This window comes from Labrenzia sp. THAF187b, from assembly GCF_009363375.1.
GTDB lineage: Bacteria > Pseudomonadota > Alphaproteobacteria > Rhizobiales > Stappiaceae > Roseibium > Roseibium algicola.
This window is the reverse complement of record NZ_CP045344.1, coordinates 5508131-5531746: the sequence shown is the minus strand read 5'-3', so window position 1 is coordinate 5531746 and position 23616 is coordinate 5508131. Positions and strand designations below refer to the sequence as shown.

Genomic DNA, 23616 nt, shown 5'->3' with positions numbered 1-23616 from the left:
CGGTTTCACGCCTTCTAGTGCAGTCATTTTGCGCTAGCCTTTGGAAAATGGTCAGCAATCGGATTTCAGCTGCTTCTGGTTGAAATTCGAAGAACTTGGAGCTTTCAAGAATGCGTCTTCGCGGTGCCTCGTGTCTTGCTCTTGCCTTTGTTTTGGCAGGTTGCTCCATGACGTCCGGGTCGAGAGACAGCAATACTTGGGGGTCCTTTTTCGGCGACCCGAATGCGAATGTTTCCGGCTCGGAAGCGAATACGGCCATATCGGTGCTGGTGAACAACGAGTTCGGGGACGCGCTTGAACCGTCTGACCGCAAGGCAGCCGAAGATGCCCAGAGCAGGGCATTGCGCGCGCGTGGCCTTGGGGTTTCTGTTGCCTGGCAGAACGAGCGTACCGGCCGCAGCGGTCAAGTCCGTCCCGGACCGGTCTATTTCGTCAACGAGACCAGCTGCCGCGAGTTTACGCACGAGATGGTTCTCCAGGGGCGTACCTTGCAGGCACGCGGCACGGCGTGTGAAACCGACCAGGGTGCCTGGCAGGTGATCGGCTGAACCAGCCGGCGCGGAAAAGGCTCAAGGGGAGACAGTGTCCTGGTGATGCTGTCCGAAGCCCTTTAAGTTCCCGGTATTTATTCTCAACACTTGCTTAAGTCTTCTAACGTTAAACTCGTGGTAACTAGGATCGCGATGTTGACGCTGTGAATGACATATTCGGACCAGCTTGAAACCAAAATCAAAACCTACTTGCGTAGTCTGAGCCCCAAGGCGGTTGAGGCTCTGGTCCGGAATTTGGAACGCGCCAAGGTTCAAAAACACGCCGATCCGCATATCAAGCTCGTTCTTGCCGCAGCCGTGGCACTCATTCGCAAACCGCAGCCGGTTGCGCCGAGCATGCCGGGTGGCGCTCAGCGGCGCAATCAGATCCAGCGGATGTTCTTCACGCCGCTGGATGATTTTCTGATCAACGAGATGCTGCCACAGCGGCAGGAGGGCCGAATCCAGCGGGGCATTCTCGACCGTGTCTGGAACTGGCTCGGTCGTGATGTCATGGCTGCCGACATTCGCCTTGTGCTGGAACAGGCCGGAAATTCTGCCGTTAGTGGTGAGCGTGTGGATGCCCTGGTGCAGGCGCTGCGCTCGCGTGCCGTGGACGCCATCGGCGACATGCTGCGCCGCGCGGAAACGTCCGACAAAGACAAGCGCCGAATGGCAATCGAACTTGGTGGCGAACGCGGTATCTCCGAAGTCAGGGACATTCAGAAGATCTTCGCGGCAGAACGCTGGCTGGTGCCGTTCCTGCAGAACATACCGGACCGCATCAACGAGCACCGGCTGAAGCAGGACACGGATGTACTGCGCCTCGTCGACAAATGCACCGCACGGTTTCCCGACCATGTTCCGGTGATCGCCGCCGCGCTGGTGGATCGCTCGGACATGCCTTCGGCCTTGTGTGCCTTCGCCGGACGTCTGGCGGGCGACCCCGACCCCAAGGCGATTGCCCATTCCCAGTTCGCACCGTTTGTTGATGTGGTCATGAGCGAGGCCGAACGCCTGCAGATTCTGGCGCTCGAACATCGCAACAACAATCCGGACCCTGTGGCCTTTTCTCAGGCGCTGTCGGAGTATCACCTGCTGGTCCGCGGCGTTGAACGTGACATGGATCTGTCGGTCACCGGCAGGTGGCACAAACGTTTGGCGGAAACCAAACGCAGCATTTCCAGCGTCGTCACCCGGGAATTGAACAGCGCCCACGGCAGTGTGCGGCGCGCCCTGCAGGTGCCGAAGTTCGACAAGGATGGCAAGCTGCAGATCGACCAGATCGCGATTGATGACGCTGTGCGTACGCTGCGCGTGGTCGCAATGGTTCGGAACGCCTCCGAGACCTTTGCCGTCAACGAGATCGGCAAAAGCACACGCCAGGCGGTCGAACAGACGCTTGAAATCCTGACCCGTTCTTTGATCACCGATCTTGGCAGGTCCAAGGGACCTGCGCTGGAGGCACAGATTGCCGCAGCCGACGTCGCCATCATGCTGTCGGAGATCTATTTCGGCACGGATTACGCCGCGCAGCTGCGCCGCAGCCGGCAATCCGCCTATGCAAAGGCGAGCAAGAACGCGGCCGATGCCAGTTCCGGCCCCAGTCCGGAACGCAAACTTGTCGCCAATGCTTTAGGCCGGCGCTGACGGTTCCCGCTAGGTCCTCGAAGGCGTCGCATCGCAAAGCCGGTTGCCGCAATGGATTTGACGGTCTGGCCTCATTCACTGATTTGTTTGCGCCGCGACCGCCGGTCACATCCCAGCCACCTTGCTTTTGTCCGCATTGAATTGTCTATAGTGCGGCCATGGTGTTCTGGATCCTGATTGCCCTGTTGACCGGGGTTGCGACATTGTCGGTACTTATTCCCCTATCGCGCACACGGCGCCATCAGGAGGATGCACCGGCACGTGCGGACGAGGCGGTTTATCGCGAGCAGCTTGCGGCGATCGAGACGGAACTCGAACGGGGCCTGATAGACGCCGAAGCAGCCGAGGCTGCGCGAACGGAAATCGCGCGCCGTCTGCTTGCAGCCCACGACAGGGGCGACAGCAAAAAGCAGGACGGCTCCAGGGGTGGAGGCTTGAAGCTTGCGCAGGGGCTGGCCCTGCTGGCGCTGCCAGCCTCGGCTTTCGGACTTTATCTTGTCCTTGGCTCTCCCGATCTTCCCGACCAGCCATTGCTGAGCCGTCTGAGCGCACCGGCGGAAGAACAATCCGTCGATCTGCTGGTTGCCCGTGTTGAACGTCATCTGGCGGAAAATCCGGAAGATGGACAAGGCTGGGCAGTCATTGCGCCGGTCTACCTGTCACTCGGTCAGCCTCAGGCTTCTGCGAAAGCCTATTCCAACGCAATCCGCATTCTCGGGCCGAACCAGGCCTGGCTCACCGATATGGGTGAAGCCCTGACGATTGCAAACCAGGGTCTGGTTACAGCCGATGCCCGCGCAGCCTTCGAGCAGGCCGTGTCGCTGGAACCTGCAGCCGTAAAGCCACGATTCTTTCTCGCACTGGCGCTTGGCCAGGAAGGCCGCAAGGAAGACGCGATTGCTGCTTGGCAGGCTCTCCTTCAGGGCGCTGATGAGACCGCAGCCTGGGTTGGGGCTGCACGCCAGGAAATGGCCCGGCTGACAGGAGGCGCACCGGTTGGCAACAGTTTGCCGGGGCCGTCCCAGGAGGAGGTTGCTGCCGCCAGCGAAATGGCCGCGGATGACCGTCAGGCCATGATCGCCGGTATGGTTGCCGGCCTTGCCGAGCGTCTGTCCACGGAAGGCGGATCGGTGGAGGAGTGGAACCGGCTGATCCGCGCCTATATGGTCCTGGGTAAGAAACAGGATGCGGAAAAGGCTCTTGAGGAGGCGCTGTCGGCATATGCGGACAAGCCGGAGGACTTGTCCATGATCAAGGACGCTGCCAGCCAGCTTGGTCTAACTGACGGTTGAGCGGCAGACCTGCCGCAGGCGGCGCAGTTGCGCCGGGGAATTGAAAATCGGACGCTTCGCTGATGACACGCAAACAAAGACGATTGACCCTTATCGGTTCGGCTGGCGCGGTTCTGGCCATTGCCCTGACGCTGATTCTGATCGCGCTGAGAAGCGAGATCGTGTTTTTCCAAAGCCCGACCGAAATCACCCAGAACGGCGTTGCGCCCGGTCAGCGGATCCGGCTCGGTGGCCTGGTCGAGGAAGGCTCCGTCGTGCGCTCCGACAATGCCGAGGTCAGCTTCCGTGTAACCGACACGGCCAATACGGTTGCCGTCACCTACAAGGGCATCCTGCCGGATCTGTTCCGGGAAGGGCAGGGCGTGGTGACCGAGGGTGTCGTCGGCTCGGACGGAGTTTTCGTTGCGGACAGTGTGCTGGCCAAGCACGATGAGAACTACATTCCCAAGGAAGTGGCCGAAGCGCTGAAGGCGCAGGGACACTGGCAAGGCGAAGAAGGCAACGCGAACTGATTGTTCGCAGTGCCGGTGAGGAAGAGGAACGGACATGATTGTCGAATTCGGACACTACGCACTTGTGCTGGCCTTCGCGCTGACACTTGTCCAATCCGTTCTGCCGATCTGGGGGGCGCTTCAGAAGGATGAGCGCCTGATGGCGGTGGCACCGCCGGTTTCGGTGATGCTCTTTCTCCTGGTCCTTCTGTCCTTTGTGGTGCTGACGGGGGCTTATCTCAATTCCGATTTTTCAGTGCTGAACGTTGTCGAGAACAGTCATTCGGCAAAACCCCTGATCTACAAGTTCACGGGCGTTTGGGGAAACCACGAAGGCTCGATGCTTCTGTGGGTGCTGATCCTGGTTTTCTTCGGGGCTCTTGTTGGCGTCTTCGGGGGCAACCTGCCGGCCGACCTGAGAGCGGTGACATTGTCCGTCCAGGGCTGGGTTACCGCAGGTTTTGTCCTGTTCCTGCTGGCAACGTCCAACCCTTTCACCCGGATTGCAAATCCCCCGCTGGAAGGGTCTGACCTGAACCCGATCCTGCAGGACATCGGCCTCGCCATTCACCCGCCTCTGCTTTACGTCGGGTATGTCGGCTTCTCCATCACATTCTCCTTCGCGGTGGCAGCGCTTATCCTCGGCCGTATCGATGCGGCCTGGGCACGCTGGGTGCGGCCCTGGACACTGCTTGCCTGGTGCTTCCTCACGCTCGGCATCGCGATGGGCTCCTACTGGGCCTACTACGAACTTGGCTGGGGTGGCTGGTGGTTCTGGGATCCGGTCGAAAATGCCAGCTTCATGCCCTGGCTTGCGGGCACAGCTCTGCTGCACTCGGCAATCGTCATGGAAAAGCGCGAGGCGCTTAAGGTCTGGACAGTACTGCTGGCGATCTTCACCTTTTCCCTGTCGCTTCTCGGCACCTTCCTGGTGCGTTCCGGCGTCCTGACTTCGGTTCATGCCTTTGCGACCGACCCGGCCCGCGGCGTCTTCATTCTCGGCCTTCTGTGCATCTTCATCGGCGGATCGCTCAGCCTTTACGCCTGGCGTGCACCGATGTTGAAGCAGGGGGGCTTGTTCGCACCCATCAGCCGGGAAGGCGGTCTGGTGCTGAACAACCTGTTCCTGACCGCTGCCTGTGCAGCCGTCTTTGTAGGCACGCTCTATCCGCTGGTGCTTGATGCCGTCACTGGCGAGAAGATTTCAGTCGGTGCACCTTTCTTCAATCTGACGTTCGGTCCCTTGATGGTGCCGCTGCTTCTGGCAGTGCCTTTCGGTCCGATCCTGTCCTGGAAACGGGCTGATCTTGGGGCGGCCTGCCAGCGGCTTTATGCGGCTTTCGGCCTTGCCCTGTTGCTGACGCTGGTCTCTTACTGGGCCTGGGGCATGGACAAGGTGCTGGCGCCGCTTGGTGTTGGGCTGGCGGTCTGGGTCATGGCGGGTGCGATTTCCGAAATCGTGACCCGTGTCAAATTCTTCGAAATAGGCTTCAAACGCGGGTTTGCCCGTCTTGTTGGCCTGCCGGGATCAGCCTGGGGAACGGCCACTGCCCATTTCGGCATAGGCCTTACAGTCCTCGGCATTGTTACTGCTTCCGCGTTTCAGGAAGAACGCGTCCTCACAATGCGTCCGGGCGATGTTGTCGAACTTGCCGGATACCAGATGACCTTCGAAGGCGCCGCACCGCGCCGCGGTCCGAACTACACTGAAGAAGTCGGTCACTTCTCCATCCGTCAGGGCGGAAACCTGGTGGCCGAGCTTGACCCCTCCAAGCGCATCTACACGGCGCGCCAGATGCCAACAACGGAAGCCGGTATCTATACGACGGGGTTTTCGCAGGTCTATCTCTCGCTCGGTGAAGGGCGCGGCGATGGCGCTGTCGACGTGCGCGTCTATTTCAAGCCGCTGATCACCCTGATCTGGATTGGCTGTGTGATCATGTCCCTGGGTGCGGTGTTCTCCATTGCCGACAGGCGACTGCGCGTGGGGGCTCCGAAACCGGCCCGCAAACGTCAGCAAAGTGTGGCAGCGGCGGAGTGACCGGATGATACAGCGTCTATTCCTTGCCCTGCTACTTTGTGTGAGCCTCCTTGCCGCACCGGCTCTTGCCGTTGCACCCGACGAAGTTCTGGATGATCCGGTACTGGAAGGCCGGGCCCGGGCGCTATCAGCTGAACTGCGCTGCATGGTCTGTCAGAACCAGTCCATCGATGACAGCGACGCGCCGCTGGCCAAGGATCTGCGCGTCCTGGTGCGCGAACGACTGGTCGCCGGCGACAGTGACGAGCAGGTGATCGATTACCTTGTGTCCCGCTATGGCGAATTCGTACTGCTGAAGCCCCGCTTCGCCTGGCATACAATCGTTCTGTGGGCCGCGGGCCCCGTTGCCCTGATTGCGGGTCTGATTGCGATTGTTGCGGCCCTGCGCAAGCGTTCTCGCAATCGCGCTGCTGCAAACGATGTCTCCGCCCCCAAGCTGACCGCCGAAGAGGAGCGCAGGCTGCAGGCGTTGCTGGACAAGGCCGACTGACACTTCCGCCCGTTCGTATCCGGTCTCAACAGCTGCATACCGTTCAAGATCTGCGGTCACTGTGTTCACACCAATGCGTGACTTGCATGACGGGCAGGTGTGCTTACCTGTGGCCGAGTGAACGCATGGAGGCAGAAGAATGGGACAGCATCCGCTGAAACTGGAATTTGACGGCGCGCACGACGCAAGTCTGGCGGCCCGGCTGGATCTGCCGTCAGGCAAGATCAGGGCTTTCGCCCTGTTCGCGCACTGCTTTACCTGCTCCAAGGATATCGCCGCCGCCCGCCACGTTGCCAGCGCGCTTTCGCAAGAGGGTATTGCCGTGCTCCGGTTCGATTTCACCGGCCTCGGCGGCAGTGGGGGCGATTTCGCCTCAACCGGATTTTCCTCCAACGTCGAAGACCTGAAGCGGGCAGCAGATTATCTACGCCGGAACTATCAGGCTCCACAGCTCCTGATCGGCCATTCGCTCGGCGGGGCCGCGGTTCTGTCCGTTGCCGCCGACATTCCCGAAGTGCGGGCCGTCGTGACGATCGGCGCTCCCTCCGACGCGGATCATGTGATCCGAAGCTTCAAGGGGGTGGAAGAGACGATCCGCGAGCAGGGCGAAGGAGAGGTTTCTCTCGAAGGGCGCAACTTTACCATTCGCAAGGAGTTCCTGGACGATCTGGAAGCCCAGTCGGTTCGCGACAAGGTCGCGGGTCTCGGCAAGGCACTTCTCGTGATGCATGCCCCGCTCGACGAGGTTGTCGGTATCGACAACGCCACCAGCATTTTCGTTGCCGCAAAGCACCCCAAGAGCTTCGTGTCGCTCGATACGGCCGACCATCTACTTTCAAAGAGCCAGGACGCGGCCTATGCGGCACGTGTGATTGCCGGTTGGGTCGGGCGTTATCTCGATCCTGTCGCGGAGCAGGCCGGCGACGAAGCAAAGGATGGTGTTGAAGTGGTGGAGACCGGCCAGGGCAAGTTTCAGGTCATGGTCACGAGCGGCGTACACCGGATGATTGCCGACGAACCCAAGGATGTCGGTGGGTTCGACAGCGGCCCGTCGCCCTATGGATATCTGTCCGCCGCACTCGGGGCCTGCACGGTCATGACATTGCGCATGTATGCGGAACGCAAGGGGCTGGATATCGAACGGATCGGCACCCGTGTTCTGCACGGCAAGGTGCACGCGGCCGATTGTGAAGAGTGTTCGGAAAGCGTGAAGTCGCGGAACGGCAAGATCGATCGGTTCGAGCGCTTGATCACGCTGGAAGGCAACCTTGACGAAACAACGCGGACCAGGCTCCTGGAGATCGCCGACAAATGTCCTGTCCATCGCACCCTGGAGGCGGGTGCTGCGGTGGTGACGCGGGATGTGTCGCCCGGCAAAGCAGAGGCGTGATCTGACGGGAAGCGGGGAGGCGGCCTCAGGCCGCCTGGCCTTCCAGGGTCTGCAGACGGATCTTCATGAAGGACAGCAGACGGCGCGCGTCGCGGTCTGACAGCGACTGGTAGTCGTTCGCCCAGTTTTCCGCCGTCGACTGCGGCTGCTTGTTGTGCATCGCCCGGGCCTTGCACAGCGCATTGTAGTCTGCATTTTCCACTCCCATGGCACGGCAAAGAACCGCCACGCCGGTGGAGTCGTAACGTACCATGACATTGGTGACGTATTTCTGCTCCAGCCCGGCCATTTCCGCCAGCAGGAAGCAGATGTCGAACAGATTGTTGGACAGCGACAGCTGCGTGATCGCCTTGCTGAGCGAACGTTGCCCGGCCCGAATTTCCTTCAAGGTGACCTTCGCATTGATGCGGGTCGCCTTGCGTTCCAGCTTCGAGCTGGCAACAACCTTGCTGGCCTTGTGGAAAAGATCCTGGATCAGGGTTTCGTTTTCCTTGCGCAGCTGGCGGATCTTAGCCTGCTGGGCCTCAGGCATCTGGTTGATCAGTTTGTCGTAGTCGGACTCGGTAATGTCCGCGCGCTCCATCATGGCGTCGCGGATTTTCTCGTCCTTTTCCGCCAGCTTGATCAGCAGGCGGGAGCCCCATTCGGAAAACTCCGCGCCGGAGTTGGCAGCAACAGATTGCTTGACCGGGTTCTCGCCGCGTTCCAGCAGGACATCGGTGACATTGGCTTCAAGATGCTGGCGTTTCGAAATCGCCAGCAGGTGCCCCTGGCCCATGGTCTTGGCCAGCCGCAGGATATCCTCGGTCTTCAGGGCGTTTGAGGACGTCAGCATCGGCCTGGCGATGTCGATCTCTTCTCGGGCAAGCTCATAGGCGACCTTGTTGGAAGTGTCGTCTATCGGCGCCAGCTGTTCGGAAATCGCTTTCTTCTGTTCAGGCTCCATGGTGGGAAGCATGCTTTCCAGAACCGTGTTGAACAGAGCGATTTCTTCAGTCTGGTAACTGTTTGCGCCTCGAACGAAAAGCTCGGTAACGTGTTCCACCAGTTGGTGGCGTTTTTCCGGGGTGCTTTCCTGAGCGAGATTGAGAAGGTCGTTGAGCATCTTTTAGCTGTCCGTTTTTCTTGCAACAGGACTACCGCAGAGACAGTTTACAACTGTCTAAAGCGCAGGATAAAAAAAGGATAAATCTATCGCGCTATCCGTATTAATTACAGGATAAGGCTGACATTTTACGCGCTTATGCGTGCCTCGAGCGTGTTTACTTTAGTTGATAAAGTCTCTGGGAGACCCCGCGCGGCTTTGCTTTGGATAACTACTGGTTGAAGCAAGGTTCATTTTCCCTGTTCAACTTCCAAAGGTCCGGTGTCCAGAACGACCTTGTCCATTGGCACATCCCAGGGCATTGGAAAGATGGAGTTGAGACTGCAGAAAGCGAACCCGATCCCGATGGTCAGCGGTTTGGCCGGCAGCGATGCCAGCGTGCGGTCGTAGTAGCCGCCACCGTTGCCCAGGCGGTAAAAGTGGGCGTCGACGCCAACAAGCGGGGCGATCACGACCTCGGGCACCTGCGATGAGCCTTCTTCTGGAACGGGAATGTTCCAGAGGCCTCGCACCATCTTGCAGCCTGGCTGCCACGGGCGAAAGACCAGCGGAGTCTGCTTTTCGAGAACGACCGGTAGAAGAACTGTCCTGCCCGAGTTGCAAAGCTCTGTCATCAAGGGGCGAAGGTCGGGTTCACCGCGGATTGGCCAGTAGATCGAAATCCTCTGATAGTCGAGTGCTTCAAGGACGGGGCGAAGCTTATCGATCAGCGCAGCGGTCTTTACCGCCCGCTCCGTGCTGGTCAGTCCCTTCCGCTTTTCATAGAGACGGCTGCGCTCGGATTTGCGGAACCGGCTGACATCGCGAAAGGTCTCCTGATCAACGACAAATCCGCCCACCAGCATGTCGGCGTAGCAGACAGGGTCTCCCGGCAGGTCGTCATCTTGGCTCATTCAGGAAAACTCCCTTCGCATCCCTGTGCTTTTACCGCGTCAGGCGGCCTTTCTGTCCGTTGCGGGCCAGACCAGGGCCTCAAGCAGGAGTGAGCGGGTCAGAAAACCTTCGAACACTCCGTTCTGGCACACCGGAACATGATCCAGATTATCGCGAACCATCACATGCAGGGCATCACCAAGCGGCAGGGTGCCGTCGAAAGACGTCACCGGAGCATGCAATAGGTCCCGAGCGAGGGGAGGGGTGAAGTTTGATCCGTCACCGGAGCCTTTGCTCAGGACGCTTAGGAGGTCACGCTGGTTGATGAGACCGGCAAGATGGCCGTCAGCATTCACGACAGCGACTTTGGATGTTTCGGACTGCTGCAGTTTGCTGAGGATTTCCTGAAGAGGCGCGTCTGGAGCAACATGAAGGTGTTCCAGGGCGATCGCATCTGCACAGGATACCCCTTCGAAGGGAGGCTGTATCAACTCTGCCTCGACAGCGGCCACAAGCCGGGCAAGATCGACAGCGCCGAGGTTGGTCGACTGGTGAAACTTCGACAGCAGATCCGACAGATTTTCCTCGGTCAGGCCAAGACGCCGCATTGGTGGTGGCCCACTTTGCGAAAGGCTTGTCCGGAACGGATATTTCCGACCGGAGAAACGATGAAACACCAGGCCGGATGCTACCAGTACACAAGTCATCACGGCTGTATTGAAGACGATCATCAGCGCGCCTGTTTCCGTCAGAAGCTCAGGCGACAAGCCAATCAGCAAGGCGACAGCTCCGCCAGGTGGATGCAGAGCCCGGCCGAGCATCATCGCGGCAAACGCAAGCGCGACAGCCAGAACCGGTGCGGTTTCCAACGGCAGCAAGGCAAGCGCCACCACACCGCACACCGCCGACAAGGTGTTTCCCAGAATTGCGGACCAAGGCTGTGCAAGTGGGCTGTTTGGTACGGCAAACACCAGTACGGCAGAGGCACCAAGAGGCGCCATCAGAAAAAGCGGCAGGCCGCCATATGCATGCATCAACCACACCATCAGCGCGCATGCGCCGATACCGACAGCGCCGCCCGTCATGGCCAGAAACGCTTCGGTTGGCTGCGGCCAAGGCAACGCCGGGGCAAACGCGGTCCTGAAGGTTTGTTTGGGATCTATATGCATGAAGTCGCCTGAAAAATGTGCATTTGCACAAGTTCTAGGCGAAAAATCTGGAATTGACTTGGATTTTGAAACTCAATTTTGGTCCTGTCGCGAAACGGATTTTCGCACTTGGGCCGAGGGCGATCAGGCAGCCTTCTCGTGTTTGGCTGCTTTCAACCTGATTTTCATGAGCGCCAAAAGCCGGCGGGCATCGGTGTCATCGAGCATGTGGTAGTTCGTCAGCCACTTGCTGCCGGTGCTTTCGGGAAACTTCAGATGCTTGCAGCGTTCCTTGCACACGGCCTGGAATTCCATCGCGCCGATCCCGGTGGCCCGGCAGACGGTGGCGATGCCGGTGGAATCGAAACGGACCATGAGATTGTGCACATACTTCATGTCGAGGCCGGAGAAGAACGAGAGCAAGGCGACCGCATCGAGAAGATTGTGTTCCTGGGCCAGCTGGTAGACCGCCTTGTTCAGGGTCGTCTTGCCGAGACGGATGCCCATCAGCCACGCCTTCGGGCTGATCTTGGATTGCTTTTTCACCAGTTCCGCACCGGCAGCGACTTCACCGTCGTCACGGAACAGATCTTCCAGCAGCTCCTCGTTCGACTTGCGCAAGTGACGGATGCGATCACCAAGCTGCTTGGGCATGTCCTTCACCAGGCTTTCGAACACCGGCATGGTGATCTCGGCGCCGAGGTTGGCGGCCAGCGTGTGTTTGACATCCCTGCTGCCGCGCTTGATCAGGATATTGCTGATATCGTTGCTGACGTGGTCGCGCTTGGCGAGGGCCAGAAGGTAACCCTGGTCCTTGGTTTCCGCGATCTTGCGCAGGTCTTCTTCGCGAAGCGACTTGGAGCGTTCCAGCACTGCCTGGGCCACAGGCAGGTCGTCGCTGGCCATTGCCGCGGCAAGCTTGGAGGACATTGACGGCACATCTGCAAGACGTTCGGACATCTTGCGCTTGGCGTCGTGAGCAAGGGAATCGTAGACGCCCTCGAGCATGTTGTTCAGAAGATGCGTCTCTTCGGAGCCGGGGTCGTCTGCGCGGGCAACAAGCAGGCCTGTCACGTGCTCGGCAAGCTCGTGTTTTTTCTCTGAAGAACTGTCCCTGGCAAGCTTAAGAAGCGAGTCGCTCATGTCCGTACCCTATCGGCATAAGTTTCGCCAAATTTCCTTTATAACCTGTGAAAACCACCAAGTGCTTTGTTGCAATAAGGTGATTTCGGCACTGTTGACCTTCCGGCACCGATGGGTCATTCCACGCGCATGAACGCAACCTTGATGCCGATCCTCTATTCTTTCCGCCGTTGCCCCTATGCCATCAGGGCAAGGCTCTCGATTGCCGCAAGTGGCGAGCAGGTCGAATTGCGGGAAATCGTCCTGAGGGACAAGGCACCCGAGTTTCTGGAAACGTCTCCCTCGGCAACGGTACCCTGCCTGAAGACCGGTGAAACGGTGATCGATGAAAGCCTCGAGATCATGCTCTGGGCACTTGACCGGTCCGACCCGGAAAACTGGCTGAAGCCGGAAAAAGGCGATCTCGATGCCATGCTGGAATTGATCGGCGTTTGCGATGGCCCGTTCAAGCGCCATCTGGATCGCTACAAGTACGATACGAGATATCCGGACACAGACAGGGAAACAGAGCAAGCCGGTGCTGCGGAGTTCCTTTGGCATCTGGACAGCCGTCTCGCGGCTACGCCCTGGCTTTTCGGCGACAAGGCCTCGCTGGCCGACTTTGCGATCCTGCCGTTCGTTCGTCAGTTCGCCAACTCGGACCGCAGCTGGTTCGACAGCCAGGAGTGGACGTCACTGAAAGCCTGGCTGGAAGCCTTCGAAATGTCTCCCCGCTTCCAATCCGTGATGTCGAAATGGAACCGATGGCAGGCGGGTGATACGCCAGTCGTCTTCCCCTGACAGGCGAATCGACCCCCTCGTAACGCGAGGCAGAGAACGCTCTGCCCAGGTCGCTGGCCGGCTGTTTCATGCTTCCTGCAACCGGTTTTCACCTCTGTGCATGTTCGGGACGGAAAAAACCGTAGCCAATTGAGGCCCGATGCTGGCGGTTTTCCTCACGTTTTACGCCCGGGTTCCCAACCTTACAAAACCGTAATGCCGCCGACAGGCGCCTGTAAGACTGGTTCACCTACTTTCACTTTCGAGCCTGGAGCGCTTTCCCCGCAAGCGGTCCCGGAAATGGTTTTCAAACCTTATCTCGAAAGAGGAAGACAACATGCAAAACAGTCGCTCAGTTTCTCCCCTGCGCTCCCGTCGCGCCAAACTGTTGGCAGGCGTCGTCGCGCTCGGCGCAGCCGGACTTCTGACGGCACAGACCATTGTTCCGAGCCAGTTGGCTCTGGCTGATGCTGTCCGTGTCGATACCGCGGCTCCGCTGGACTTCTCCCACGTCGTCACTGCCGTCAGCCCGGCGGTTGTCAGCGTTCAGGTCAAGCAGGCCGCAGAACCGCGCATGATGAACTTCGGTGGCGGCAACGACAATTTCGAAGACTTCTTCAAGGGCCTGCCTGATGGCCATCCGTTCCAGCGCTTTTTCCGCGAGTTCGGCGGCAAGGGTGGCGGTGACCAGCAACAAAATCAGCGCCGTGCCCCGCGCCAGTATGGCATTTCCCAGGGCTCCGGCTTCTTCATCTCTGATGACGGATACCTCGTCACCAACCATCACGTGATCGAAAACGGGACCGAGTTCACCGTGATCGACCGTGACGGCAAGGAGTATGATGCCAAGCTCATCGGCGCAGACAAACGGACGGATCTGGCCCTTCTGAAGGTCGAAAGCGACGACACGTTCACCTATGTCGATTTCGCCAAGGAAGCACCGCAGGTCGGCGAATGGACTGTCGCAATCGGTAACCCGTTCGGTCTCGGCGGCTCCGTCACGGCTGGTATCGTCTCGGCACGTGGCCGCGACATCGGCGCCGGTCCTTATGACGACTTCATCCAGATCGATGCCCCGGTCAACCGCGGCAACTCCGGTGGCCCGGCCTTCAACATGCATGGCGAAGTCATCGGTGTGAATGCGGCGATCTTCTCGCCGTCCGGTGGCAACGTCGGTATCGCCTTCGCAATTCCGGCTTCGACCGCGCAGGATGTCATCATGGAGCTGAAGGACGACGGCACCGTCGTTCGCGGCTGGTTGGGCGTTCAGATTCAGAACGTCACGGATGACATCGCGGAGAGCCTTGGCCTCGAAGAGGCCCGCGGCGCCATCGTCGCGGAAGCGCAGGAAAACAGCCCGGCACAGAAGGCTGGCCTGCGCTCGGGCGACACCATCCTTGCCGTTGACGGCACTGAAGTGAAGGGCCCGCGCGAGCTGTCCAAGATCATTGCAGCTTACGAGCCCGACAGCCAGGTGGACATCACGGTCTGGCGTGACGGCCAGAAAGAGGACGTCACTGTGACACTGGGCCGCCTGCAGGATCAGGAACAGGTTGCAGCCGTTCAGCCGGAGGCCGGCGAAAGCAAGACCAGCCTGGATGATCTCGGCCTGGTCCTGACGACGAAAGCCGAAGCTGGCCTGGAAGGTGACGGCGTGGTTATTGCCGAAATCGACCCGGAAAGCCCGGCAGCCGAAAAACGCCTCAACACCGGTGACGTGATCCTGGAAGTGGCCGGCATGAAGGTCAACAGCCCGTCCGACGTGCTGAAGGCGCTGGACAAGGCGGAAAAGGATGGCCGCAAGGCGGTTCTCTTCCGGGTTGAAAGCAACGACACGACACGGTTCGTGGCCCTGCCCATGAACCTCGCCTGATCAGGGGCCGGTTCTGCCCCGAACCGGACCTGTGAGGCAAGACCGGCCTGCCCTCTGCCCCCAAACCCCGACGGGCCGGTCATTGCCAAGGGTTTATCTGCTAAACCCTGACTGACTGGCGGCGGCGACTCTCACATCCATCGCCGCCGTCAGCCATTTTCTTTAGGGCCAACTCAAGCTAAAAGGATGAGATGTTGAGGATTCTTGTCATTGAAGACGACCCGGAAGCTGCAAGCTACCTCGTCAAGGGTTTGAGTGAACTGGGCCACACCGCCGACCAGGCTGCCGATGGGCGGACCGGGCTGGATATGGCCCTCGACAGGGACTACGACATCCTCATTGTTGACCGCATGCTGCCGAAGATGGACGGCCTTTCGGTCATTCAGGACCTGCGCCGGGAAGGCAATCACACACCGGTGCTGATCCTCTCGGCACTCGGTCAGGTCGATGACCGCGTCAAGGGCCTGAAGGCCGGTGGCGACGACTACCTGCCCAAGCCTTACGCCTTTACCGAACTTCAAGCCCGCATAGAGGCACTGGCACGACGCCCCAAGTCGGCCAGCCAGATTGAGACCACCTATACCGTCGGCGACCTGACGCTGGACCGGATGGCGCATTCGTGCCGCCGCGGCGAAACGGAAATCCCGCTGCAGCCGCGCGAATTCCGCCTTCTGGAATATCTCATGCAGAACGCCGGCCAGGTTGTGACCCGTACGATGTTGCTCGAAAACGTCTGGGAGTATCACTTCGATCCGCAGACCAACGTGATCGACGTTCATATCTCCCGGCTGCGCGGCAAGATCGACAAGGGCTTCGAAACACCACTTCTGCACACCATCCGGGGTGCCGGATATACGATCCGTGACGCGGCTCACTAGGTTTACCAGAACCACAGCCTTCAAGCTGTCGCTGCTCTACATTGCCGTCTTCACGGTGATGTCCGGTGTGCTGCTGTTCTATCTCGCGGACAACACGGACAATCTGATGTCCGAGCAGGTGGTTCAATCCGTCGATTCAGAACTGAAAACCCTTGCCGACGTCTATGTGCGCGGCGGTGTTCGCGATCTTGTCGAAACCATCGACAGGCGCTCCCGCCATCCAGATGCCAGCCTTTATCTCCTCGTCGATTTCGCCGGCAATGCGCTTGTCGGAAATATTGCCCGCCTGCCGACCACCGTTCTCGAAGAGGCCGATGGCGGATTGCGCCGGGTCCGTTACACGCGCCTTGGCCAGGATGCTGAGGACGTAGAGCGGCAGGCCATGGTGCGCACGTTTGAGCTGCGCGGCGGCTTCCGTCTGCTGGTTGGGCGTGACCTGGGCGACCAGCTCCGGTTCTCCAACCTTCTGGCCAACGCCTTGCGCCTGTGGCTGGTCGTTGTGGTGGTCATGGCCGCGATCACCTGGCTGTTTGTCAGCCGCAGGGTGATGAAGCGCATCGACGAGATTTCCGCCACCAGCCGCACGATCATGCAGGGTGAGCTCTCCGGCCGTCTGCCGGTCGCGGGCAATGACGACGAATTCGATCGTCTGGCGATCAATCTCAACACGATGCTCGACCGGATCGAACTGTTGATGCAGTCGATGAAGGATGTGACAGACAACATCGCCCATGACCTGAAGACACCTCTGACGCGCCTGCAGACCCGGATCGAAAACGCCTTGCGGGAAGCGAAGGGGGAGGAGGGCTACCGCAGCGCCCTGGAAGCGACACTGGAGGAATCCGACCAGCTCCTGAGGATATTCAACGCGCTGCTGCGTATTGCGCGTGTTGAATCCATGGCACCAGCCTCCGTTATGGAGCCGACCGATCTCAACAAGCTGGTTGCCGAAGTTGCCGAACTTTACGAGCCGTTGGTTGAAGATGAGGGCGGCAAGCTTGAAACCGATTTGCCCGAAGGGCTGAAGGCAGACTGTAATCGCGACCTCATCAGCCAGGTACTGGTGAATCTCATTGAGAATGCACTGAAATACGGTCGTCCTGAAACTGGCGACCTGCTTATTCGCCTTGGCGGGCGGGAGGACGACGGCCGCATCGTCCTCAGCGTCACCGACAATGGCCCCGGCATTCCGGAAAAGGACCAGGACCGGGTGAAGGAACGTTTCGTTCGGCTGGAGGAAAGCCGTTCCGAACCTGGAACAGGCCTTGGATTGAGTCTTGTCAAGGCGGTTGCCCGCTTGCATGGCGGAGACTTGCGCTTCATGAATGAGGACCCGGGGCTGAGCGCCCGGATCGATCTCAAGCCGGTGAAACCGGACAGCAGCAGGAGCGGGCATGAACAAGGCGGCACAGCCGGGCAAACGGGAGAAGGGAACTGACCAGGACGGTGGCGCGGGCGTTCTGGCCGACCGGATCGCAGTGGTCCCAACGGCACCGGATCCCGATCATGCAGCCCTGTTCCTGAAAGATCTTCTGGCTCATGCCGAAGCCGGCGAGGCCCTCAACGTTCTTCTGCACGATAAACCGGACCTGGAAGGTTTCCTGATCGGGGTCATTGGAAACTCGCCTTATCTGCGCGATCTGATGCTTGCCGATCCACCGCGTCTCCTTCGCTTGCTGCAGGAAGCGCCGGAAAGCCGTCTTGAAAACCTGCTGTCTGCCGCCCGTGAAGCACGGGCAGAGGACGAGGCCGGTATCATGCGGACCTTGCGCCACTTCAAACACGACCTCGCATTGACGCTTGGCCTCGCCGATATCTCCGGTGCGATCGGTCTGAACCGCGTTACCGGTGCCCTGGCCGGGTTTGCCGACGCCGCGCTGACAGCGGCAATCAGGTTCTGCCTTGGCGATCTGGTCCGTCTGAACAAGTTCGCACCGCATGACCTGGAGAAGCCGGAAGTCGATAGCGGTCTCATCGTTCTTGCAATGGGCAAGCACGGCGCAAACGAGCTGAACTATTCGTCCGATATCGATCTGATCGTTCTTTACGACCCGGCCAAGGCGCCCATGGCGGGAACCGCGGAAGCTCCGGTGGAATTCGTTCGGCTGACGCGGCGCCTGGTCAAGATCATGCAGGACCGGACCGCGGACGGTTACGTCTTCCGTACGGATCTTCGCCTGCGCCCCGATCCCGGTGCGACCCCGCTTGCCATGTCGGTGCCCGCTGCGCTGGTCTATTACGAATCCCTGGGGCAGAACTGGGAACGGGCGGCGCTGATCAAGGCGCGGCCCTGCGCGGGCGACATTCCCGCCGGCGAATCCTTTCTGCATGAAATCGTGCCGTTCATCTGGCGCAAGTACCTGGACTTTGCGGCAATTGCAGACGTGCAGTCGATCAAGCGCCAGATCCATATGCACAAGGGGCACGGGGCCATTGCGGTTGCCGGACATAACGTCAAGCTCGGCCGTGGCGGCATCCGGGAAGTGGAGTTCTTCGTCCAGACCCAGCAGCTGATCGCGGGTGGCCGCAACCCGGCCCTTCGCGGACGTCGCACACTCGACATGCTGGACGCGCTGGTGGATGCAGACTGGATCAAGGGCAAGACACGCGACGAAATGGCCGCCGCCTACCGGTTCCTGCGCAATGTCGAGCATCGCATCCAGATGCTGAACGACGAGCAGACCCAGCTGCTGCCGAAGGATGAAGACGGCATGAAGCGGGTATCCGCGCTGATGGGCTACGACACGCTTGCAGCCTTTGAAACGGCACTGCTCGACCACTTGCGAACGGTTCAGCACCATTATGCCGAACTGTTCGAAGATGAACCGGCACTCTCGTCCGAGCTGGGCAATCTGGTCTTTACCGGCGATGACCACGATCCCGGGACCCTGGAGACGCTTGCCGGTCTTGGTTTCAAGCAGCCTGCGGAAGCGGCCGCTATCGTCAAGGCCTGGCATTTCGGCCGCTATCCGTGTACCCGCTCGACCAAGGCGCGCGAGCGGCTGACCGAAATGCATCCTGCGCTCCTCAGTGCGCTGGCGGCCACGGACAACGCAGACGCTGCCCTGCGGGCGTTCGACAACTTTCTGGCCAAGCTGCCGGCGGGCGTGCAGCTGTTCTCGCTGCTGAGGTCCAATCCACAGCTCCTGACGTTGCTGGCAACCACCATGGGCGCCGCGCCACGCATGGCCGAAACGGTCTCCAAGCGGGTTCATGTGTTGGATGCAGTCCTCGATCCGGCGTTTTTTGGCGCCATGCCGAGCGTCGAGGAATTCCGCGCCGGGCTCGACAGAACCCTGTCTCAGGCTCGCTTCTATGAGGAAGCACTGGACAGGGCGCGGATATTTACCCAGGAGCAGCAGTTCCTGATCGGCCTGCGGATGATTTCAGATACCTTGTCCGCCGACCGGGTAGGGTTTGCACTGGCACGGTTGGCCGAAGTTGTCGTCGACCGGATCCTGAAGCAGGTGATCGTGCATGTCGGCGAAAGCAACGGCACGGTACCGGGTGGCAATATCGCGGTCCTGGCCATGGGCAAGCTTGGGGGGCGCGAAATGACGGCAGCCTCCGATCTGGACCTGATCCTGCTTTATGAAGCGCCGGAAGACGTCAAGCAGTCTGATGGAAAGCGGCCTCTTGCGATCACCCAGTATTACACCCGTCTGACCCAGCGGCTGGTCACGGCCCTCAGCGCACCGACGGCCGAAGGCTCGCTTTACGAGGTTGATTTCCGGCTTCGTCCGTCCGGCAATGCAGGCCCGCTCGCGACCAATCTGGACGGCTTCATAGCCTACCAGCAGAAAGAGGCCTGGACCTGGGAGCACATGGCTCTGACGCGTGGACGGGTGATCGCGTCCACGACGCCTGAGTTCAAGCAGAAGATCGTCGACAGCATCTGCGGCACGTTGGTGCAGACGCGTGATCTGACGAAGCTGGCCGACGATGTTCGCACCATGCGTGCCCGGATCGAGAAGGAAAAAGGCACCAAGGATGTCTGGGATCTGAAACAGGTGGCCGGCGGTCTGGTCGATATCGAGTTCCTTGCCCAGTTTCTGCAGCTTGCACACGCTCAGGAAAACCCGGAAATCCTGGCGCAAAGCACGGAGCAGGCTTTGGAACTGGCCCGCGACGCCGGCTTCCTGACCCTGGGCGACGCAGGGCTGTTGCTGGAAGCTCTCAGGCTTTACCACCGTTTGACCCAGGTGTTGCGACTGGCCCTTTCCGGCAAGTTCGTGCCGGCAGAAGCACCCCGCGGAGTGCTGGATCTCCTGGTTCAGGCCTCAGGAAGTCCGACCTTCACCCGGTTGGAAGCAGAGCTCGCAGATCTTCAGGTGAAGGTGCGCGAGACGTTTGTTCGGCTGATTGGCGAGGTTGAAACGGTCAGCAGCTAGACGCGGATTGCCAAGCCGGTTTCATTGGGCTAGGGAGTGACCGCGCCGGCGGCCGATTTCAAATCATTCGCGCTCTCTTGAGCGAACCCTTTTCCATACTCTGAGAAACCTCATGACTTATACATTCGACGAAACGGTCCGTCGTCCGGACCGGAGCGACCGAATTGCGCTGGCTGGCAACCGTGTGTTTGCCTGGTCTGAATGGGGGCCGGTGACAGGCACCCCGGTTCTGTTTCTGACAGGCGCCGGCATGGCCGGCACACTTGGCTTTGGCCTGGAACATCTCGAAAAGCTAAACCTTCGACTGATTGCACCGGACAGGCCGGGCCTCGGCGCTTCATCGCCCGATCCTGACAAGTCACTGGCAAGTGTCGCGCGTGACGTTGGCGAACTTGTTGCGAACCTTGGCCTTGTCGGCATCCCAGTGGTCGCCTTTTCACAAGGAGCGCCCTTCGCTTTCGCCACTGCAGCGTCGGGAACTGCAAGCTCCCTTGTGATCGTCTCCGGTCAGGATGAACTCTACCGTCCGGAATTCGCGGATCGTTTGCCCGATCAGGTGAGGGATATGACCCGGCATGCACAGGAAGATCCCGAAGCGTTTTCTGCCATGCTGGAAGGCTTCGCCGAGCCGGATGGCTTCTACGACCTGGTGCTGTCGATGAGCTCGCCGGAAGACAGGTCGGTATATGGCGTCGAACCTTTCGCCGCGGCCTACAGGCACGCACTTCGGGAAGGCTTCAGGCAGGGGCCGAAAGGATACGTCCTTGATACGCTTGCAGCGCTCAGGCCCTGGTGTATCGACCTTGGCATGATCAACTGCCCGACCTCGGTTTGGTACGGCGGCAGGGATGCCAGCCCGGTTCATTCACCGGACTTCGGTCTTTCGCTCGCAAGCAGATTGCCCAATGCAAGCCGCCGGTTCTTTCCGGAGGAAGGCGGCGCATTGCTGTGGACGCGCTCGCTCGACATCCTGAGCGAACTGGCAACAACAAGCGGCAACGACTGATCTGCTGTGCTTTAGGGCTACGGACAAGCCTGGTTCGCCTGGAGGGTAAAGCTCTTCAGGCGGCTTCCTTGTCGGCAAGCGGCAAGGTGAAGCTGACAGTGGTGCCTTTCTTGACTTCCGACTTGATTACCAGCGCTCCGCCATGAAGTTCAACCAGTGAGCGGGCGATGGCTAGTCCGAGGCCCGAGCCCTGGTGGGTCTTGGTAAACTGGTTTTCCACCTGCACGAAGGGTTGAGCGAGGCGTTCTATATCGCGCTCCGAAATTCCGATGCCTGTGTCGATCACTTCGAAATGCAGCTTGTCTCCGCGCGGCCGTGCCCTGAGCGTAACGGTGCCATTGTCCGGCGTGAACTTCACCGCATTGGCCAGCAGGTTCAGCAGGATCTGTTTGAGCGCCCGCTTGTCCGCGTGCACCGAGACGTTTTCAACGACATCGGTGGTGACGGTGATGTTCTTCTCGGTTGCAGCTCCCGTGACGATCCGGCTGGCATCTTCGGCCGATTCCGAAGCATTGACCGTTTCGGTCTCGATACTCATGCGACCGGCTTCGATCTTGGACATGTCGAGGATGTCGTTGATCACGTTCAGCAAGTAAGTGCCGGAAGAATAGATATCCTTGCAGTAGTCGGAATACCTGTCGGTGCCGACGGGGCCGAACATTTCCTGCGTCATGATGTCGGAGAAGCCGATGATGGCGTTGAGCGGCGTTCTCAGTTCATGAGAAATATTGGCCAGGAATTCGGACTTGGCCTTGTTGGCGGCTTCCGCGCGGGTTTTCTCTTCCTGGTACTTCTCTGCCATTTCCACCAGCTGCCGGGCCTGAACCTCAAGGGTCTGGCGGGACTTCTGGAGATCGGAAACGGTTGCCCTCAGCCGCTTTTCGGAGTCGATCAGCTTTTCTTCGTGTTTCTTGAGCGGGGTGATGTCGGTCCCGACAGACACGAAACCGCCGTCCTTGGTGCGCCGCTCGGAAATCTGCAGCCAGCGACCGTCTTCCAGCTGCGCTTCGTAGGAGCCGTCAGGAGCACCGCCACGCTGGCGAAGAGTGACCGGTTGCGGTGCTACTTCGGCGTTGGAGGCAGCTGCCATCACGTCCTTGTAGGGCGTGCCCGGCTTGATCACGGCGTTCGGCAGGCTGTGCAGCGACTGATAGTTGGAATTGCAGATCACAAGCTCGTTTCGGGCATTCCACAGAACGAAAGCTTCCGAGATTGTCTCGATCGCATCACGCAGGCGAAGATCTGCCATACGGCTTTGTTCGGCAAGCTCGTGCTGCTCGGTAATGTCGATGCAGATACCGATCAGATGCGGCTCGGCACGGCCGGGTTCCGACTGGATTTCACCACGGGCGCGAAGCCAGATCCAGCTTCCGTCGGCGTGTCGCATGCGGAAGGTCTCGTCGACCAGGGTTTCACCGCTTTCCAGCAGGTGCTCGGCGAGGCCCAGAAGGTCGATATCATCGGGATGGGTGATGTCGGCGACATCGGCAAAGCTGAGAATATCGTCCTTGGGTTCGCGTCCGAGGAGCTCGTACAGGGAAGACGACCAGAACATTCTGCCGCGCGACAGATCCCAGTCGAACAGTCCGCAGCGGCCGTGGGTGAGGGCGGTGTCGATGCGGGCACGGGTTGCCGCATACATGTCGTCGGCCGCTTCCGCGCGGGTTGCCTGGCTGAAGAAGCCGTAGATGACCGCTAGCAGCACCAGCGAAGTTCCGACGAAAAGCGTCACATTTGCCGAAAGGTCATCCCGCCACTGGCTGAAGATCTCGTTTTCCGGCTGCAGCACCGCCACCATTCCGAGGCGGCCATCGAGGTGATGAACCGTTGCAAGAACCTGTTCTTGGCCCCGGCCTGTGCCAAGGTTGGTGGCAACCGGCATCACGCCGGCACGGGCGCCAAACACCATGAGTGGCTGTGACGGGCCGAGCAGGTCGCTGATCGGCCGGCTCTCAAGCGATGGCTGGAGCGGTGCCGAGGCAACGATGGTGCCGGATTGGTCGGCAACGAGATAGATGCGGCCCTTGCTGGTCGCCCCTGTGGGCAGACTGTCGGCAAGGATGCGTTTCAACGTTGTCCGGTAGCCCGTTTCAGGCAGATCATTTTCCGACGACATCAGGCCGCTTGCGACGACAGTTGCCATCAGGCTCAGCGTGACCTGGGCGTTTTCCTGGGTCCGGGTGTAATCGCTGACGAGGTCGCCTGTGCGGAACAGGGCGAGTATGACGATGAAGATGATGGCGAGGCCGGGAATGAGGCGTCGCATCAGGCTATCGGAGCGGGCCAGGCTTTCGGCCAGAGCGCCGAGGAGGGTACGCAGAGGCAGGCGTTTTGTGCCTGCGTCTGTCTCCCACTCAGACTCCTTCTCGCCGCGCCGCGCAGATGCGTCGCCAGCTAATGCTCTCGCCATAGGAAGTGTGCCTCAAAAACCGCCGCGTCGGGGGTGCCCCGAATCACTTCCATTTGAATCAAATCGTCTGTTTTTGTCCAGACCCGTCAAAGAATAAAATGGTTAACGCAAATCCGGATTTTCCGTTCTTTCGTTAACCTTTCTCA

Annotated in this window: 18 protein-coding genes; 13 read left to right on the top strand and 5 right to left on the bottom strand. The window is 59.8% G+C overall.

Annotated features, from left to right (window positions below; all coding sequences use genetic code 11):
* Positions 1–110: 110 nt before the first annotated feature.
* From FIV03_RS25405 to FIV03_RS25375, 7 genes are all read left to right on the top strand, one after another.
* A complete protein-coding gene (locus tag FIV03_RS25405) occupies positions 111–548 on the top strand; it encodes an RT0821/Lpp0805 family surface protein (protein WP_152511428.1) in 438 nt (145 codons plus the stop codon).
* Positions 549–698: 150 nt separating this feature from the next.
* Complete coding sequence (locus tag FIV03_RS25400) at positions 699–2180, top strand: hypothetical protein (RefSeq protein ID WP_152511427.1); 1482 nt, start codon at positions 699–701, stop codon at positions 2178–2180.
* Positions 2181–2338: 158 nt separating this feature from the next.
* The gene (gene ccmI, locus FIV03_RS25395; RefSeq protein WP_152511426.1) at positions 2339–3472 is read left to right on the top strand and encodes a c-type cytochrome biogenesis protein CcmI; all 1134 of its coding nucleotides are present in this window, start codon (positions 2339–2341) and stop codon (positions 3470–3472) included.
* Positions 3473–3534: 62 nt separating this feature from the next.
* The gene (ccmE, locus tag FIV03_RS25390; protein ID WP_055658701.1) at positions 3535–3984 is read left to right on the top strand and encodes a cytochrome c maturation protein CcmE; all 450 of its coding nucleotides are present in this window, start codon (positions 3535–3537) and stop codon (positions 3982–3984) included.
* 34 nt (positions 3985–4018) lie between these two features.
* A complete protein-coding gene (locus FIV03_RS25385; RefSeq protein WP_152511425.1) occupies positions 4019–6004 on the top strand; it encodes a heme lyase CcmF/NrfE family subunit in 1986 nt (661 codons plus the stop codon).
* Between the two features lie 4 nt (positions 6005–6008).
* On the top strand, positions 6009–6494 hold the full coding sequence (locus FIV03_RS25380; protein WP_152511424.1) for a cytochrome c-type biogenesis protein: 486 nt from the start codon (positions 6009–6011) through the stop codon (positions 6492–6494).
* A 139-nt stretch (positions 6495–6633) separates the two neighbouring features.
* Positions 6634–7884: a bifunctional alpha/beta hydrolase/OsmC family protein gene (locus FIV03_RS25375; RefSeq protein WP_152511423.1), complete on the top strand. Its 1251-nt coding sequence runs from the start codon at positions 6634–6636 to the stop codon at positions 7882–7884.
* 25 nt (positions 7885–7909) lie between these two features.
* On the opposite strand, the gene FIV03_RS25370 is transcribed toward FIV03_RS25375, so the two are convergent.
* The 4 genes from FIV03_RS25370 to FIV03_RS25355 form a co-directional block, all read right to left on the bottom strand.
* A complete protein-coding gene (locus FIV03_RS25370; RefSeq protein ID WP_022997826.1) occupies positions 7910–8989 on the bottom strand; it encodes a DUF2336 domain-containing protein in 1080 nt (359 codons plus the stop codon).
* Positions 8990–9219: 230 nt separating this feature from the next.
* Complete coding sequence (locus FIV03_RS25365; RefSeq protein WP_152511422.1) at positions 9220–9882, bottom strand: 5-formyltetrahydrofolate cyclo-ligase; 663 nt, start codon at positions 9880–9882, stop codon at positions 9220–9222.
* Positions 9883–9921: 39 nt separating this feature from the next.
* Complete coding sequence (locus tag FIV03_RS25360) at positions 9922–11031, bottom strand: HPP family protein (protein WP_152511421.1); 1110 nt, start codon at positions 11029–11031, stop codon at positions 9922–9924.
* A gap of 123 nt (positions 11032–11154) precedes the next feature.
* The gene (locus FIV03_RS25355; RefSeq protein ID WP_022997823.1) at positions 11155–12153 is read right to left on the bottom strand and encodes a DUF2336 domain-containing protein; all 999 of its coding nucleotides are present in this window, start codon (positions 12151–12153) and stop codon (positions 11155–11157) included.
* Positions 12154–12282: 129 nt separating this feature from the next.
* Between FIV03_RS25355 and FIV03_RS25350 the strand changes: the two genes are divergently transcribed.
* The 6 genes from FIV03_RS25350 to FIV03_RS25325 all read left to right on the top strand — a co-directional run bounded on the left by FIV03_RS25350 (position 12283) and on the right by FIV03_RS25325 (position 21060).
* Positions 12283–12933, top strand: a complete 651-nt coding sequence (locus FIV03_RS25350) for a glutathione S-transferase (RefSeq protein ID WP_209009784.1) — start codon at positions 12283–12285, stop codon at positions 12931–12933.
* A gap of 316 nt (positions 12934–13249) precedes the next feature.
* A complete protein-coding gene (locus FIV03_RS25345; protein ID WP_173013942.1) occupies positions 13250–14785 on the top strand; it encodes a Do family serine endopeptidase in 1536 nt (511 codons plus the stop codon).
* Between the two features lie 191 nt (positions 14786–14976).
* The gene (locus FIV03_RS25340; RefSeq protein WP_022997819.1) at positions 14977–15663 is read left to right on the top strand and encodes a response regulator transcription factor; all 687 of its coding nucleotides are present in this window, start codon (positions 14977–14979) and stop codon (positions 15661–15663) included.
* Entirely contained in the window at positions 15647–17101 is a 1455-nt protein-coding gene (locus FIV03_RS25335; protein ID WP_152511420.1) for a HAMP domain-containing sensor histidine kinase, read from the top strand. The genes FIV03_RS25340 and FIV03_RS25335 overlap by 17 nt, the downstream gene beginning before the upstream one ends.
* On the top strand, positions 17058–20054 hold the full coding sequence (locus tag FIV03_RS25330; RefSeq protein ID WP_152511419.1) for a bifunctional [glutamine synthetase] adenylyltransferase/[glutamine synthetase]-adenylyl-L-tyrosine phosphorylase: 2997 nt from the start codon (positions 17058–17060) through the stop codon (positions 20052–20054). The genes FIV03_RS25335 and FIV03_RS25330 overlap by 44 nt, the downstream gene beginning before the upstream one ends.
* A 112-nt stretch (positions 20055–20166) precedes the next feature.
* Entirely contained in the window at positions 20167–21060 is an 894-nt protein-coding gene (locus FIV03_RS25325; protein ID WP_152511418.1) for an alpha/beta hydrolase, read from the top strand.
* 55 nt (positions 21061–21115) lie between these two features.
* Here the strand turns inward: FIV03_RS25325 and FIV03_RS25320 are convergent, their stop codons facing one another.
* Positions 21116–23470 (bottom strand): PAS domain-containing sensor histidine kinase, encoded by a 2355-nt coding sequence (locus tag FIV03_RS25320; protein WP_075282046.1) that lies wholly within the window; start codon positions 23468–23470, stop codon positions 21116–21118.
* Positions 23471–23616 lie beyond the last annotated feature (146 nt).